Source organism: Streptomyces sp. NPDC101227 (assembly GCF_044767545.1).
Lineage (GTDB): Bacteria > Actinomycetota > Actinomycetes > Streptomycetales > Streptomycetaceae > Streptomyces.
In genome coordinates this window covers 517,028-531,863 of sequence record NZ_JBIWOD010000004.1, presented here as the reverse complement: position 1 = coordinate 531,863, position 14,836 = coordinate 517,028, and the positions used below count along the sequence as shown (strand labels likewise).

Here is a 14,836-nt window from a genome sequence, read left to right as displayed (position 1 = left end):
TCCCGGGCAGGGGGAGGTGGCTGAAGGGTTGTCAATTGGCTGTTAACAGGCGCGAGTTGGCGGGTTGCCGCTACGTCTCATACGCCACGCGAAGCAGGGCGCAGCGGACCCCCCGTGGCGCAAACTACGCGTTTATGACGTCGTGTCAGGACACGCGGCTCAGGCCCGGAGTTCCCCCAGGTGCCGGGTAGGGACGCTCCTGCGGCAGCAGCGCGGCGGCCGCCGCACCCTCGCCGGCGCGCACCAGCGCACGGATCTCCTGGGCCAGCGGTGTGACGTCCGTGATCGACACCGTCCACTCGTCCGCGTACCGCCGCGAGGCTTCCCCCGCGAGCCCCAGCTGCAGCGACCGGTACGGCAGCGCCGCCAGCTGCAGATCGCGCTCCGGGTCCCACTGCACCCGGGCCGGCGAGGCCTTCAACTGCCGCGTCCAGGCCGCCCGGTCCGCGTGCTCGGCGGCGTCGTAGTGCGACAGGCAGGCGTTGCCCAGCGCCCAGTCGAAGCCGGCCCGGTCGATCTCGATGGCGAGCACGGTCTCCTGGCTCTCCTTGGCGCCCCAGCCGCAGCGGTACATCATCCACAGGAACGACGGCTTGATCCACGTCATCCGCTCGCGCTTCCAGGCCGCGGGGAACCGGCCGTCCCGGGCGGCCGGGACACCCAGCGCCGGGGCGTACGCCTGATAGACGGTGACGGTCCGTTCGGTGTGCAGCGCCCGGATCCGGCGGAGGGGTTCGGGGGCAGGGGGTGCGGTGTTCATCGTGGCTCATCCTGGCGGACGGCAGCCCCGGGGGCCACCGGATTCCGCCCCGGGCACCGGCCGGCTACTCGTCCCCGATGTCCTCGTGCCACAGGGCCGGATGCGCCCCGATGAAGTCCCGCATCATCGCCGCGCACGCGGGGTCGTCCAGCAGCACGATCCGCACGCCGTGCCGCGCCAGCCAGTCGTGCCCGCCGTGGAAGGTACGGGCCTCGCCGATCACCACCCGCGAGATCCCGAACTGGCGCACCAGGCCGCTGCAGTACCAGCAGGGGGAGAGGGTGGTGACCATCGTCGTACCGCGGTAGCTGCGCTGCCGCCCGGCCGCGCGGAAGGCCGCGGTCTCGGCGTGCATCGACGGGTCGTCGTCCTGGACCCGGCGGTTGCGCCCCCGGCCCAGCAGCGCCCCGTCCGGCCCGTACAGCGCCGCCCCGATCGGAATCCCGCCTTCGGCCAGCCCCGCCCGCGCCTCGGCGACCGCCGTCGCCAGCATCGCGCGGGCCTGCTCCTGGACGTGGTCAGGATGCCCGTGCGGGTCGATATGGCCGTCGACGCTGCCGTGCAGCCGGAATGCGTCGCGGTCGGCCGCCCAGTCCTGAGCGCGCCCCTGATCCGGTGCCTGGTCCATGACCGCAACTCTCCTCGCTCGGCCGCGGCCCGGCAACGTGCGAACGGGCGAAGTACGGGCGGAAGTGTTCAGCCCTTGGCGGCCGGCGGGGTCTCCTCGGGGCCGTTCCCGGCCTCGCCTTCCTTACGGGCCTCCGCCTGGCTCGCCCCGTGGCCTTCCTTGCGCCGCAGCTCCTCCTCGCGGCGGCGCAGATCGGCCTCCCAGTCCTTGAGCAGGGACTCGTCCTTCTTGTTCTCTTCCTTGAGAGCCCTGAGGAACTCGGGATTGTCGTCCGGCGCGATCCACTTCTTTCTGCTGTGGTTGCGGTGCCACTCCGCGGGCGTGCTGCCGCCGCCGCCCGCCACCGGATGCCGCTGCTTGCCCGCCGCCAGCCAGGCGATCGGGCCGATCAGCACCTCTCCGAAGAGCAGGATGATGATCACCCACACCACCTTGGGCAGGCCGCGCACCTGCGATTCGGGGGTGTTGACGCAGTCGATGAACGCGTAGATCCACAGTGCCAGGACCAGAAGAAACGGCAGATACCTGAGCATTGCGGAACGTCCCCCTGCATACGACGGCGGGCCCACGGCGGGGCCCGGTGACCCGTACAGGGTAGTGCGTACCGGATACTGGAGCGCATGGCTTACGACGATCTTCGCTCCCTGCTGCGGGCCCTGGAGCGCGAGGGCGACCTCAAGCGCATCAAGGCCGAGGTCGACCCGTATCTGGAAGTCGGCGAGATCGTGGACCGGGTGCAGAAGTCCGGCGGACCGGCGCTGCTCTTCGAGAACGTGCGCGGATCGTCGATGCCGCTGGCCATGAATGTGTACGGCACGGACCGCCGTCTCCTCAAGGCGCTCGGCCTGAAGGCGTACGGCGACATCAGCGACAAGATCGCCGGACTGCTCAAGCCGGAGCTGCCGCAGGGCTTCGTCGGGGTGCGGGAGGCGTTCGGCAAGCTCGCCGGGATGACGCACGTCCCGCCGAAGAAGGTGAAGGGCGAGAGCGCCCCGGTCCAGGAGGTCGTGCTCCAGGGCGACGACGTCGACCTCGACCGGCTCCCGGCGCTGTTCACCTGGCCCGAGGACGGCGGCTCCTTCTTCAACCTGGGCCTGACGCACACCAAGCACCCCGAGACGGGCGTACGCAATCTGGGCCTGTACCGCCTCCAGCGTCACGACCAGCGCACCATCGGCATGCACTGGCAGATCCACAAGGACAGCCGCAACCACTACCAGGTCGCCGCCAAGCGCGGCGAGCGGCTGCCGGTCGCGATCGCCTTCGGCTGCCCGCCGGCCGTCACCTACGCCTCGACCGCGCCGCTGCCCGGCGATATCGACGAATACCTCTTCGCGGGCTTCGTCCAGGGCAAGCGGATCGAGATGGTCGACTGCAAGACCGTCCCGCTCCAGGTCCCGGCGAACGCCGAGGTCGTACTGGAGGGCTGGCTGGAGCCCGGGGAGATGCTGCCCGAGGGCCCGTTCGGCGACCACACCGGCTTCTACACGCCGCAGGAGCCGTTCCCCGCGCTGAAGATCGACTGCGTGACGATGCGCAAGCGCCCGTTGCTCCAGTCGATCGTGGTGGGCCGCCCGCCGACGGAGGACGGTCCGCTGGGCCGCGCGACGGAGCGATTCTTCCTCCCCCTCCTCAAGATCATCGTCCCGGACATCGTGGATTACCACCTCCCCGAGTCCGGCGGCTTCCACAACTGCGCGATCGTCTCGATCGACAAGAAGTACCCCAAGCACGCGCAGAAGGTCATGCACGCCATCTGGGGCGCGCACATGATGTCGCTGACCAAGCTGATCGTGGTGGTGGACGCCGACTGCGATGTCCACAACCTCCACGAGGTCTCTTGGCGGGCGCTCGGCAATACGGACTACGCCCGCGACCTGACCGTCGTCGAGGGCCCCGTCGACCATCTCGACCACGCCTCCTACCAGCAGTTCTGGGGCGGCAAGGCGGGCATCGACGCGACGAAGAAGTGGCCCGAGGAGGGCTATACGCGTGATGGGGGGTGGCCGAACATGGTCGAGTCCGACCCGCCGACGGCCGCCCTGGTCGACCGCCGCTGGAAGGAGTACGGACTGTGACCGCCTCGGCCGCCGCGGTCCCGCAGCAGCCGGGCCGCACCAAAGCCTTCCTCCGCCTGGTGATGATCGAGCACTCGGTCTTCGCGCTGCCCTTCGCCTATATCGCCTCGCTGACCGCGATGTTCCAGTGGGACAAGAACATCCACTGGGCCAAGCTGCTGCTGGTCACCGTCGCCATGGTCGGGCTGCGCACCTTCGCGATGGCCTGCAACCGCATCATCGACCGCGAGATCGACGCCCGGAACCCGCGCACCGCGAGCCGCGAGCTGGTCACCGGCGCGGTCACGGTGAAGTCCGCCTGGACCGGCGCGCTGATCGCCGTGGTGATCTTCCTGGGCGCGGCCGCGCTGCTCAACCCGCTGTGCCTGGCCCTCGCCCCCATCGCCGTGATCCCGATGGTCGTCTATCCCTACGGCAAGCGCTTCACCAACTTCCCGCACGCGATCCTCGGCCTCGCGCAGGCGATGGGGCCGGTCGGCGCCTGGATCGCGATCAGCGGGACCTGGTCGTGGGACGCGGTCATCCTCGGCCTCGCGGTCGGCGTCTGGATCGGCGGCTTCGACCTGATCTTCGGCTGCCAGGACGTCCAGGCCGACCGGGCGCACGGCGTGAAGTCCGTGCCGGCCCGCTTCGGTATCCCGGCGGCGCTGCACGGCGCCCGCGCCAGCCACGCCGTCACCACGGCGCTGCTGGTCTGGTACGCGCTGGCCACCGGTGCCGGGATCTTCTTCTGGGCCGGTCTGGTGATCGTGGCCGCGGCCTTCCTCTACGAGCACACCATCGTGCGCCCGCACGACCTGTCCCGGCTCAACCGTGCCTTCTTCACGGTCAACGGCTTCATCGGCATGGCGCTGTTCGTCTGCGCGCTGCTGGATCTGCTGGTCCGAGGCTTGACGGTCTGACGGCCCGACGGCCGCAGGAAAGGCGCTGCGGCCGTCGGGGTCCCGACGGCCGCGGGGGAAATCAGACCTTGGCCATCGGCCAGGCGATCAGCCGGGGATAGGTCCACAGCTCGCCGCTGTTCGCCTTCACCGTGCCGATGATGGCGCAGACCATGCCGGCCAGCGCGTACGCGACCATGATGCCCATCACGGTCAGCACCGGGACAGCCAGGCCAGGACCTTCGCGCTGGGCGTCGTTCGCGGCCGCCGCGAAGATGAAGGCGCTGCCGAAGTACAGCACCACGCCGAGGACCGCCACTATCGCCTGGGTGAAGCCGAAGTTCATCGCCTGGGTGGCGTGGTGGCGGACGTAGGGGTTCTGCTGGTGACGGACGTTGTTGCGGATCGACAGCGGGGCGACCCAGCCGAGGAAGCCGCCCAGGCCGCAGCAGAGGCCCGAGCCCACGGTGACGGTCAGCAGCGCACCGAGGTGGGCCCACATCGCGGGGCCCGTCGGGGGCGCGGGCTGCTGGGGGCCGTAGCCGGCGACGGGCTGCTGATAGCCGGGGCCCGGCGGGTAGCCGTAGGACGGCTGCTGACCGTACGGCTGCTGTGGCCCTGTGGCGTGCGGCCCGTAACCGGACTGGTAGTAGTCGGACATCGTCTGCTCACCCCGTGGTTGCTGCGGTTGCCGCCCGCCGCTGCCATGGCGTCAACTGGCCCTGGCAGCGCGCGGGTCCCGTTCATCCGAGACTACGGGACGGGTCGGACAGGCGTTCCGGCGGTCAGCGAACGGGGGCGTTCGCGCAGGACGAAGGCCGCCACGACGCCGCCGATCAGCCCGAACAGATGCCCCTGCCAGCTGATCTGGCTGTCGGTCGGCAGCGCGCCCCAGATGATGGAGCCGTACACCGCGCCGACCAGCACCCCGATGCCGATGTCGAGCGCCTTGCGCTCGATGAAGCCGCGCAGCAGGAGATAGCCGAAGAGGCCGAAGATGACGCCGGAGGCGCCCGCGGTGTTGCTGCCGGACGCGGCGGTCAGCCAGACGCCGATGCCGCTGGTGAGGATCACCAGCAGGACGACGGCAAGGAAGCGGCGGATGCCCGTGCGTAGCGCGGCGACGAAGCCGAGGAGCAGCAGCGGCAGGGTGTTGGCCGCGAGATGGGCGAAGCCGAAGTGGAGGAAGGCGGCGGGCACCACATCGATCAGCTCGGCGGGATCGCGCGGCTGTATGCCGAAGGCGTCCAGGGCGTTCCCGGTGACGAAATCGACGCCTTCGAGCACCCAGAGCAGGGCGACCCAGCCCAGCATCAGGCAGATCGCCGGCTTCGCGCGGGCTGTCATCACTCCGGCCGTCCTTTCCCGTCTCCGGGTTTCGTGCCCGGGTCCCGTCCCGGGTCTCGTCCCGGGGCGCTTCCCCCGGGGCGTATCCCCCGGCGGGCGCCCCTCGGCGGGGCCGCGCGAGGGGCGCACAGGTAAGAACGGCCGTGACGGGGTCGGTGGTTCCGCCGGATAGGCTCGATGGTGTGGAGCCGCCGCACAACAACACCAGTAAGCAGGATCCCGGCCGCCGCCGTCCGTGGGTCGTGGGGATCTCCGGCGCGTCCGGAACGCCGTATGCGGCGTCCGTGCTGCGCGGGCTGCTCGCGGCGGGCGAGGCGGTGGATCTCATCGTCAGCCGGGCGTCGCGGCTGACGCTGCTGGACGAGACCGGCATCGCCTTCCGGGACGCGCATTGGCGCACTGACCTGCGGGAATGGCTGGCGCTCGGGGCGGACGGGAAGCCGGAGACATTTCCGGTGACGGAGGAGTCGCTGGCGGATGTGCGGTACTGGCCGGCCGGTGATCTGGCGGCCGGCCCGTCCTCCGGTTCGTATCCCGTCAAGGGGATGCTGATCGTCCCGGCGAGCACGGCGTGTGTGGCCGGGGTGGCGCTCGGACTCTCGAAGGATCTGCTCCAGCGGGTGGCGAGCGTGACGCTCAAGGAGCGGCGCCGGCTGGTGGTCACGGTGCGGGAGACTCCGCTGAACGGACCTACGCTGAAGCATCTGGTCGCGCTGGACGAGGCGGGCGCCGTGGTGCTGCCCGCCTCGCCGGCGTTTTACGCGGGGGCGACGCACATCCAGGATCTGGTGGACTTCGTCGCGGGCCGGGTGCTCGATGCGGCAGAGGTGCCGCACGGTCTGTACCGGCGCTGGGAGGGGGAGCTGCGGGGAGGCTCCAAGGAGGAGGCCCCGGACCCGTCCTAGCTGTGTCTAGCGCTTCTTGGCGGCGGCGCGGCCGAAGAGGCGCCGGGACCGCGGGGCGGCTTGCTTGTAGGCACGTGAACGATTGGCCTGGTCCTGCAGCTCGCGCATGCGGGCGTAGGCCATCTCGATCGAGTACACGGTGACAACTCCTGTGAAGATCGTCGCTGATCGTCGGAAGATTCGAAAGAATCACAGGGCATGAGGCCCTGTATGCCTTAGATTCTACATGCAGAACTCGAAAATGCGTAAAGATTGGAAGGCTTGAGGGCATGGACGCGGTGGATAGGCAGCTCATCCAGGCACTTCGCGAGAACGGCAGGGCCTCGTACGCCGAGCTCGGCCGGCTCGTGGGCCTCTCCGGGCCCAGCGTCACGGACCGGATCAACCGTCTCGAGGCGGCCGGGGTGATCACCGGCTACCGCGCCACGGTCGACGCCGCCTCCCTCGGGCTCGGCGTCACCGCGCTCGTCGGCATCTCCCTGTCGGACGCCGCCGACCACGAGGACGTGGCGCGCCGGCTCAAGGACCTCGCCGAGATCGAGGACTGCTGGTTCATCGCCGGCGACGACTCGTACATGCTCAAGGTGCGGGTGGGCGACGTGGACGGCCTGGAGCGCACCATCCGCCGGCTGTCCGGCACCCGGGGCGTCTCCCGCACGCGGACCACGATCGTGCTCTCCACCAAGTGGGAGAACCGCGTCGGCGAGCTGCCCGAAGAGGTTGAGTAAGCGCCCGGAACCGGTCCGCGAGCGCGGGCGGACGGGCGCGCCAAGGGGCCTCCGTCCGCCCGGAAAACGGGGGAGTAGGCTCGTCGAAGCCGTTTTTTCGGCACCGAGAGGCACCGAAGCGGCACGGATACGGCAGAGATACTGGGAGGCGACGGGATGGCTGCATCTATGGATGCGGGCCTCAAGCGCGAGCTGGAGGCGAAGGTCCACGCCGGAGAGCGGCTGACCCGCGAGGACGGTATCGCCCTCTACGAGTCCGACGACCTGGCATGGCTGGGCGGCCTCGCCCACGAGGTGCGGACGCGCAAGAACGGCGACGTCGTGCACTTCAACGTCAACCGCCACCTCAACATGACCAACGTGTGCACCGCGTCGTGCGCGTACTGCTCCTTCCAGCGCAAGCCGGGCGAGAAGGACGCGTACACGATGCGCATCGAGGAGGCCGTCCGCCTCGCCAAGGCGATGGAGGGCGAGAACCTCACCGAGCTGCACATCGTCAACGGTCTGCACCCCACCCTCCCCTGGCGCTACTACCCGCGCTCCCTCAAGGCCCTCAAGGAAGCCCTCCCGCAGGTCTCCCTCAAGGCCTTCACCGCCACCGAGATCCACCACTTCGAGACCATCTCCGGCCTCACCGCCTCCGAGATCCTCGACGAGCTGATCGAGGCCGGCCTGGAGTCGCTGACCGGCGGCGGCGCCGAGATCTTCGACTGGGAGGTCCGGCAGCACATCGTCGACCACCGCACCCACTGGGAAGACTGGTCGCGCATCCACCGCCTCGCCCACGAAAAGGGCCTCAAGACCCCCTCGACGATGCTCTACGGGCACATCGAGGAGCCCCGCCACCGGGTCGACCACGTTCTGCGGCTGCGTGAGCTCCAGGACGAGACCGGCGGCTTCCAGGTCTTCATCCCGCTGCGCTACCAGCACGACTTCGTCGACATGCAGGACGGCAAGGTCCGCAACAAGCTCCAGGCCCGTACGACCATGGCCAGCGGCGCCGAGGCCCTCAAGACCTTCGCGGTCTCCCGCCTCCTCTTCGACAACGTCCAGCACATCAAGTGCTTCTGGGTGATGCACGGCCTGCAGACCACCCAGCTCGCGCTGCAGCACGGCGCGGACGACATGGACGGCTCGGTCGTCGAGTACAAGATCACGCACGACGCGGACAACTACGGCACGCCGAACAAGCTCACCCGTGACGATCTGCTCGACCTGATCCGCGACGCCGGCTTCCGCCCCATCGAGCGCAACACCCGCTACGAGGCCATCCGCGAGTACCCGGGCCCGGACCCGGACCGCCGCGAGGCCCCGCAGCCGATGCGCCTCTGACCAGGTCGCGGACGACTGTCAGTGGCGGGCGTTAGGGTCCGGGTCATGGACGTGCGCTTCGACCTGGACCCCTCCGTCACCCCGGAACTCCGTGACGGGATCTGCGCATTGTGGGCGGATGTCTCCAATGCCGGCGGGGCCGTGGGCTTCGTGCCCCCGGTGACCGCCGAGGACATCCGCCCCGATCTGCTCCGGCATCTGACGGCCATGGCCGAGGGCCGCGAGCGCCTGGTCGTCGGCCGCGACCCGGAGGGCCGCGTTCTGGCCACGGCCTTCCTCACCCTCAACAGCCACCGACTGATGCGGCACTGGCTGTGGGTCTACACCGTGATGGTCCACCCCGCCCTCCAGGGCCGGGGCACCGGCCGCGCCCTGATGTCCGCGGTCGCCGACGCCGCCCGCACCCTCGACGGCATAGGCGGCATCCGCCTCACCTGCCGGGGCGGCACGGGCATCTCCCGTTTCTACGTCTCGTGCGGCTACAAGGAAGTGGGCCGGGTCCCGGGCGCGATCAAGGTCGCGGAGGGGGACCTGCGGGACGACGTCACGATGTGGCTCGAGCTGGCATAGGGGCCGTGGGCGGAGCGAGCGGAGGGTACGGGGGGAGCGGACCGCGGAGCGGGGACGGGCGGTGCGGGGCGGCGACGGGGGCGCGGAAGATCGCCTCGGCCGTTGTGCTTCACTGGCAGGAGACCCTTTAGGTTGCCGTTGAGAAGAAGGTCCCGTCCGTGAGTAGCCCCCAGTTCGCCACGCTCCGCTACACCGCCCTTCGCATCGGCCTTTTCATCGCCTCGTTCGCCGTGGTGTGGGTGCTGGCCTACTTCCGGATCATTCCGCTCGGCGTCGGCAGCTCCAACTTCATCTGGCTGCTCCTGCTGGCCATCGTGATCTCCGCGCCGCTCAGCTTCGTGCTGCTGCGTAAGCAGCGGGATGCCATGTCCGAGCAGATCGTGGCCAAGGTGGACCGCCAGCGCGAGCGCCTCTCGGCCAACCGCAGCCAGGAGGACGGCGTGTAAGACGCCTCACACCAGGCTCTGCGCGGCAGGCGCCCGGCAGTTGGGAAGAATCCAACTACCGGGCGCCTGCCGCGTTTTGCTCCCTTTTCACCCCTTGCGGCGCACCTCACCGCCGCCTCCCCGACCCAAAGATTTTCTTTGGGTTCCTCAAAGTTCAAGTGTTAACGTGTTTTTCATGAAGACAGCAGCCGCGCCCCCGTTCCCCATGAGCGTTCCGCTCGTGGCGCGCCTGCACGTCGATCTTTGCCGCTGTATGTCCGCGGCCTGTTGCCGCCGCTGACCACCACGTCATCCAGCGGCCGGAGATCCTGACAGCACGGACCTCCTGGCGCCTTCTGCACGCCGTCCCCGAAGACTTTTCGCCCTCACCGGAGTGTGTCCGTTGTCCTCGTCCCCGTCTGCCCCGGCAGCACCCAAGTCCTCCCGAATACCCAAGATCCCCTTCTGGGTCCAGATCCTGGCCGGCCTCGCCCTCGGCGTGCTGCTCGGCTGGGTCGCCAAGAGCGGTGACGTCGGCTGGCTGACGTCCACGCTCCAGCACATCGGCGATCTCTTCGTCCAGCTGCTGAAGCTGGCCGTCGCCCCGCTGGTCTTCTTCGCCATCCTGGTGTCGATCACCAACCTGCGTCAGGTCAACAACGCCGCCCGGCTCGCCACCCGCACCCTGCTGTGGTTCATGGCCACCTCGCTGATCGCCGTGGCGATCGGCCTGGCCATCGGCCTGCTCACCAACCCCGGCGCGGGCACCGGCCTGACCCCCAAGGACGGCAAGCTCCCGGACCACGCCGGCTCCTGGATCGACTTCCTGACCGGCATCGTCCCCACCGACATCATCACGCCGTTCACCGAGCTGAACGTCCTGCAGATCGTCTTCATGGCGGCCGTCGCCGGCATCGCGGCCCTCCAGCTCGGCGAGAAGGCCGAGCCGGTCCTGAACATCAGCCGCTCGGTCCTCGAACTGCTCCAGAAGGCCCTGTGGTGGGTCATCCGCCTCGCCCCGATCGGCACCGTCGGCCTCATCGGCAACGCCATCGCCACCTACGGCTGGAACCTGATCGGCAAGTACGCGACCTTCACCGTCGACATCTACGTCGGCTGCGCGATCGTCCTCTTCGGCGTCTACCCGCTGCTGCTCTCGACCGTCGCCAAGGTCAACCCGCTGCAGTTCTTCCGCGGCGCCTGGCCCGCCATCCAGCTGGCCTTCGTCTCCCGCTCCTCGGTCGGCACCATGCCGGTCACCCAGAAGGTCACCGAGCGCCTCGGCGTGCCGCGCGAGTACACCTCCTTCGCGGTGCCGTTCGGCTCGACGACCAAGATGGACGGCTGCGCCTCCATCTACCCGGCGATCGCCGCGATCTTCATCGCCCAGATCTTCGACGTCCACCTGAGCATCGGCGACTACATCCTCATCGCCTTCGTCTCCGTCATCGGCTCTGCCGCCACCGCCGGCCTGACCGGCGCGACGGTCATGCTGACGCTGACCCTCTCCACCCTGGGCCTGCCCCTGGAAGGCGTCGGCCTGCTGATGGCCATCGACCCGATCCTGGACATGATGCGTACGGCGACGAACGTGGCCGGACAAGCGGTGATCCCGGTGATCGTGGCCGCCCGCGAGCGCATCCTCGACCGGGACGCCTACAACGCCGCCAAGAGCATCAGCCTCGACGCGGACGCAGGTGCGGACGCTGCCGTTGACGCGGACGAAAAGATCCCCGCGACGGCCGCCGCCTAGCCCGAGCTTGCTCCGCAAATGTGCCCCGACCTTCCCCGCAAGGTCGGGGCACATCTGTGTGCGCTGCCCCATGAGAAGGCCGTGGTAAGTGGGCTGACGAACTCATCGACGGAGCGACGTCAGCCGGCGGCGGAACGGCCGGAGCCAGGCCGGCCAGGGCACCACCGCAGCCCCGGGGTCCACCGGCAAGCACCGTTCGCGAAGATGTCGAGCGCCGCGCGATCCGCGAGCACCTGAGGGGTGGTCTGACCCGGGCCGGCCTCCAGCCGAGTGGGATTTTGAGCCGGGCTCCGCGCACCGCAGGTGTTGTACTCGCCGTGGGCATCCCGACTGCTTATGAGCTGCGTGAAGTCGAACCGCACGCTCGCGGTGCCCCGGAGGGCAAGGCAGGCACCTGTTCACCGCCCGAGCCGGCCTCACTGGGCAAGGGACCTGCCTGGATTCGTTTATCACACGCTTATCGTTGACCCGTTCGATCGCAGAGACTCGTGACCGGGGGGACGCGTGCTGGGTGAAGAGGTTTTCCGGACCGAGGCTGTGCCGGCGGCGGAGCGGTTGGCCTACTGGGCGGAGCGTATGGCACAAACGCATGCTCCTTTGAGCTTGAGCAGCGATCACGCCCGTGATTTTCGGGCTTCCCAGCGTGTGTTGGACCTGGGTGCCGTGTCCATGTGGCCGGCAACGATCCAGCAGGTGGTGTACCGGCGCACGCCGAAACTGATCCGGCAGTCCGACCCCGACGTATACCACCTCTCACTCGTGGTGGACGGGACGGGGATAGGCAGATGGGATGACCAGGAGGTCGTGTACCGCCCCTCCGATCTGGCTATCAATGATTCTGCCCGGCCATGGGAGATATGCAGCGGCGCGGCCCCGGTCACTTCCGTGGGACTGGAGGTGCCCAAGGCCTTGCTGCCGCTGCCGCGCAACATGGCCGGCCACACGGTCCCACGGTGGGCGCCGGCCCGGGAAGGGATCGGCGCGCTGCTGGCGCAGTTCCTCACCCAACTGTGTGCGGACACGACTCCTTACCAGCCCTCCGACGGACCCCGGCTGGGAACGGTCCTGACCGACCTGGTTGCCGCCCTCTTCGCCCAGACCCTCGAAACCGGCGACGCCCTCGTGCCAGAGGCACGCCGACGGACGCTCATCCTGCGCATCAAGCACTTCATCCAGGAGCACCTGCACGACCCCGGCCTCACCCCGGCCGACGTCGCCGCGGCCCACCACATCTCGATCAGCTATCTGCACGGCCTCTTCCAGGACGAAGAGGCCACCGTTGCCGCCTGGATCCGCCTCCGACGCCTGGAGGCCGCCCGGCGCAACCTCACCGACCCGGCACTGCGTACCACCCCCATCCATGCCATTGCCACCCGCTGGGGCTTTCCCCGGGCCGGGTGCTTCACCCGCGCCTTCCGCGCCGCCTATGGAGTGCCACCGAGCGACTACCGGCATCAGGAACTGGCTTCCACTCAGGCGCCGGCTTCACCTCAAGAGGACTGAGCGCTCACCACGGTGGACGCAGTGCTAACGACATTCACGTGCCGTACCGGGAACCTTGAGATGGCCAGCAACCAAGTCTGCTGCTGGTGAATTCGATGACGTCGGGCCGGCCCGGCGGCCGTTGGGGCGGCCGACGGGGACAATTAAAGAAACTGGGGGTTTCTTTGCACGGTCATCCGGCTCGCTGGGCGGGGCCCTGTTTGCGGGCCCCGGCCGCGTGCTGGTGAGCACGCGCGATCGTGGAGCTGATCCGTCTCGGGGAGAACGCGGTGTTCGGCTTGCACCGGCTCCGGTGATCGTGCGGGTGGCCCGTGGTGAACAGCGGATGCCCAAGGCTCGTACCGAGATGCCCGTCTCTCGGTGGTCGGCAGGTGAGGGGTGCCCGGGCGGCTATGAACGTGGCCGGACAAGCGGTGATCCCCGTGATCGTGGCCGCGCGAGATCGCGTCCTCGACCGGGATGCGTACAACGCGCCAAGAGCACCAGCCTGGACGCGGACGCTGCTGTGGACACGGACGAGGAGCTCCCCGCGGCGGCTGCCGCCCAGCCCGATCCCATCCTGCGGATGCGTCCCGGCCGTTCTCCAAGGCCGGGACGGACGACCGCTGTGCCGACCATCTTGTCGGCGAAGGTCTGCTTCTTCTCGTCCCACAGCGGCCACAAGTGCGAAGTGACGTGAACGGGTCCCCGTTGCGCCCGGTGAGTGATGTGATGAACAGTCAGATCCGCGTGGTCATGACGAGGAGCGCGGGGCGAAAAGACCGCGTATCCGAGCCGCGACATCCCGCGCTGCAGCCCATGGCGGGCGGACGGTGCGGCCGCACGTCATGAGTCGAGTCGTCGGCGTCGGCCGGGCGCGGTAATCGTGGGCGCGCGTACGGGGTCCCCTGCCCGGGGTGCGTGCGGCAACGCCAAAGGCAGGTCCGAGAGAGGGAATTCGGGCCGACTCCCCTTCGTGACGGTCAGGAATTCGGCGCGTCGGCGATTGATTGCCGGGCTTTCATATTACCCTCCCGTAGCTGTACGTAGTTGATCTGTTACAGATCGAATCCAATCACTCGAGGGAGAAAAATGTTCAAGCTTCGCAAGGCTGCCGTCGTGGTCGCCGTCCTCGGCAGCGTCGGCCTCCTCGGCGCCGGTACCGCCTACGCCGGCGGCGGATCGAGCAACGAGTACAGCCAGCAGGAGAAGTCGAGCGGCGACAACTACGGCAAGTCGGGCGGCTACGGTCACCACAAGTCGAGCGGTGACAAGATCGAGATCCGCCAGGGCACCTCGTGCCGGTCCGAGGACGTGAACGTCGACGTGCTCGGCGAGGTCGGGATCGCGAACGGCCTGGGCGGCAACCTGGGCGGCGGCGAGGGTCAGCCGGGCTCGCAGTCCACCGTGATCGGCTCGAGCATGGGCTGCAACAACAGCGTCGGCTAGTAACGTCGGCCGGTAACGGAGATGGGTCCCGGCGTCCGATTTGCAGGCCGGCGCCGGGGCCCGTCGCGCGGCGAGGCATCGACTCACCGCATGGGGCGGCTTCTTACTTGCCGAGGCCGATGATGTTGTTGCAGCCCATGCTCGAGCCCAGCGTGGTGAGCTGCGCGCCGCCGACGACCCCGACCTCACCGAGGGCGTCGACGTTCAGATCGTGCGCCCGGCATGAGCTGCCCGCCTTCACGTTCCACGTCGTTTCGCCCTCCTTCCCGCCGTGAGCGTGTGCGGTGCCGGCGCCGAGCAGGCCGACGGTGCCGAGAGCGGCGACCGCGACGGCGGCCTTACGAAGCTTGCGCATTTCATCTCCGGTAGATCGTCGGATGCGATCGGTAATTGATCGGCTCCGTGCAGTTACCAAAGGTTAATACGAAATATCTCATAATCGCCGGGCGGCGCGCCGAACCCCCTTGCCGCCGCGAACTGGCGCCGCCGGGGTGCGCG

The 14,836-nt window shown here is 68.9% G+C and carries 17 protein-coding genes; 10 read left to right on the top strand and 7 right to left on the bottom strand.

Annotated features, from left to right (window positions below; all coding sequences use genetic code 11):
- Positions 1–145: 145 nt before the first annotated feature.
- The 3 genes from ACIRPT_RS12055 to ACIRPT_RS12045 form a co-directional block, all read right to left on the bottom strand.
- The gene (locus tag ACIRPT_RS12055; protein ID WP_403825686.1) at positions 146–760 is read right to left on the bottom strand and encodes a DUF4291 domain-containing protein; all 615 of its coding nucleotides are present in this window, start codon (positions 758–760) and stop codon (positions 146–148) included.
- A 64-nt stretch (positions 761–824) separates the two neighbouring features.
- Positions 825–1,388: a nucleoside deaminase gene (locus ACIRPT_RS12050; protein WP_403505923.1), complete on the bottom strand. Its 564-nt coding sequence runs from the start codon at positions 1,386–1,388 to the stop codon at positions 825–827.
- 68 nt (positions 1,389–1,456) lie between these two features.
- Positions 1,457–1,921, bottom strand: a complete 465-nt coding sequence (locus tag ACIRPT_RS12045; RefSeq protein ID WP_403825681.1) for a PLD nuclease N-terminal domain-containing protein — start codon at positions 1,919–1,921, stop codon at positions 1,457–1,459.
- A gap of 87 nt (positions 1,922–2,008) precedes the next feature.
- Between ACIRPT_RS12045 and ACIRPT_RS12040 the strand changes: the two genes are divergently transcribed.
- Positions 2,009–3,466, top strand: coding sequence for a menaquinone biosynthesis decarboxylase (locus ACIRPT_RS12040; protein WP_403505918.1), 1,458 nt, complete (start codon positions 2,009–2,011; stop codon positions 3,464–3,466).
- Positions 3,463–4,368, top strand: a complete 906-nt coding sequence (gene mqnP, locus ACIRPT_RS12035) for a menaquinone biosynthesis prenyltransferase MqnP (RefSeq protein ID WP_403825677.1) — start codon at positions 3,463–3,465, stop codon at positions 4,366–4,368. The genes ACIRPT_RS12040 and mqnP overlap by 4 nt, the downstream gene beginning before the upstream one ends.
- Before the next feature lie 61 nt (positions 4,369–4,429).
- Here the strand turns inward: mqnP and ACIRPT_RS12030 are convergent, their stop codons facing one another.
- The gene (locus ACIRPT_RS12030) at positions 4,430–5,008 is read right to left on the bottom strand and encodes a DUF4870 domain-containing protein (protein ID WP_403825674.1); all 579 of its coding nucleotides are present in this window, start codon (positions 5,006–5,008) and stop codon (positions 4,430–4,432) included.
- 92 nt (positions 5,009–5,100) lie between these two features.
- Complete coding sequence (locus tag ACIRPT_RS12025; RefSeq protein WP_403505909.1) at positions 5,101–5,694, bottom strand: rhomboid family intramembrane serine protease; 594 nt, start codon at positions 5,692–5,694, stop codon at positions 5,101–5,103.
- A 182-nt stretch (positions 5,695–5,876) separates the two neighbouring features.
- Between ACIRPT_RS12025 and ACIRPT_RS12020 the strand changes: the two genes are divergently transcribed.
- A complete protein-coding gene (locus ACIRPT_RS12020) occupies positions 5,877–6,599 on the top strand; it encodes a UbiX family flavin prenyltransferase (RefSeq protein WP_403825671.1) in 723 nt (240 codons plus the stop codon).
- 6 nt (positions 6,600–6,605) lie between these two features.
- Here ACIRPT_RS12020 and ACIRPT_RS12015 read toward each other — a convergent pair whose 3' ends face one another.
- Positions 6,606–6,737: a hypothetical protein gene (locus ACIRPT_RS12015; protein WP_403825668.1), complete on the bottom strand. Its 132-nt coding sequence runs from the start codon at positions 6,735–6,737 to the stop codon at positions 6,606–6,608.
- A 131-nt stretch (positions 6,738–6,868) separates the two neighbouring features.
- Between ACIRPT_RS12015 and ACIRPT_RS12010 the strand changes: the two genes are divergently transcribed.
- From ACIRPT_RS12010 to ACIRPT_RS11980, 7 genes are all read left to right on the top strand, one after another.
- Positions 6,869–7,327 carry an Lrp/AsnC family transcriptional regulator gene (locus ACIRPT_RS12010; protein ID WP_403505901.1) on the top strand — a complete coding sequence of 153 codons (459 nt, stop codon included), beginning with the start codon at positions 6,869–6,871 and terminating at the stop codon, positions 7,325–7,327.
- 168 nt (positions 7,328–7,495) lie between these two features.
- A complete protein-coding gene (gene mqnE / locus ACIRPT_RS12005) occupies positions 7,496–8,659 on the top strand; it encodes an aminofutalosine synthase MqnE (RefSeq protein WP_403506046.1) in 1,164 nt (387 codons plus the stop codon).
- A gap of 45 nt (positions 8,660–8,704) precedes the next feature.
- Positions 8,705–9,229 (top strand): GNAT family N-acetyltransferase, encoded by a 525-nt coding sequence (locus ACIRPT_RS12000; RefSeq protein ID WP_403825664.1) that lies wholly within the window; start codon positions 8,705–8,707, stop codon positions 9,227–9,229.
- Between the two features lie 158 nt (positions 9,230–9,387).
- Entirely contained in the window at positions 9,388–9,675 is a 288-nt protein-coding gene (locus tag ACIRPT_RS11995) for a DUF4229 domain-containing protein (protein ID WP_403825661.1), read from the top strand.
- A 382-nt stretch (positions 9,676–10,057) separates the two neighbouring features.
- The gene (locus ACIRPT_RS11990; RefSeq protein ID WP_403825659.1) at positions 10,058–11,407 is read left to right on the top strand and encodes a dicarboxylate/amino acid:cation symporter; all 1,350 of its coding nucleotides are present in this window, start codon (positions 10,058–10,060) and stop codon (positions 11,405–11,407) included.
- A gap of 504 nt (positions 11,408–11,911) precedes the next feature.
- Entirely contained in the window at positions 11,912–12,910 is a 999-nt protein-coding gene (locus ACIRPT_RS11985; protein WP_403825656.1) for a helix-turn-helix domain-containing protein, read from the top strand.
- 1,071 nt (positions 12,911–13,981) lie between these two features.
- Positions 13,982–14,338 (top strand): hypothetical protein, encoded by a 357-nt coding sequence (locus ACIRPT_RS11980; RefSeq protein WP_403825653.1) that lies wholly within the window; start codon positions 13,982–13,984, stop codon positions 14,336–14,338.
- Positions 14,339–14,441: 103 nt separating this feature from the next.
- On the opposite strand, the gene ACIRPT_RS11975 is transcribed toward ACIRPT_RS11980, so the two are convergent.
- Positions 14,442–14,693, bottom strand: a complete 252-nt coding sequence (locus ACIRPT_RS11975; protein ID WP_403505889.1) for a hypothetical protein — start codon at positions 14,691–14,693, stop codon at positions 14,442–14,444.
- Positions 14,694–14,836: the final 143 nt, after the last annotated feature.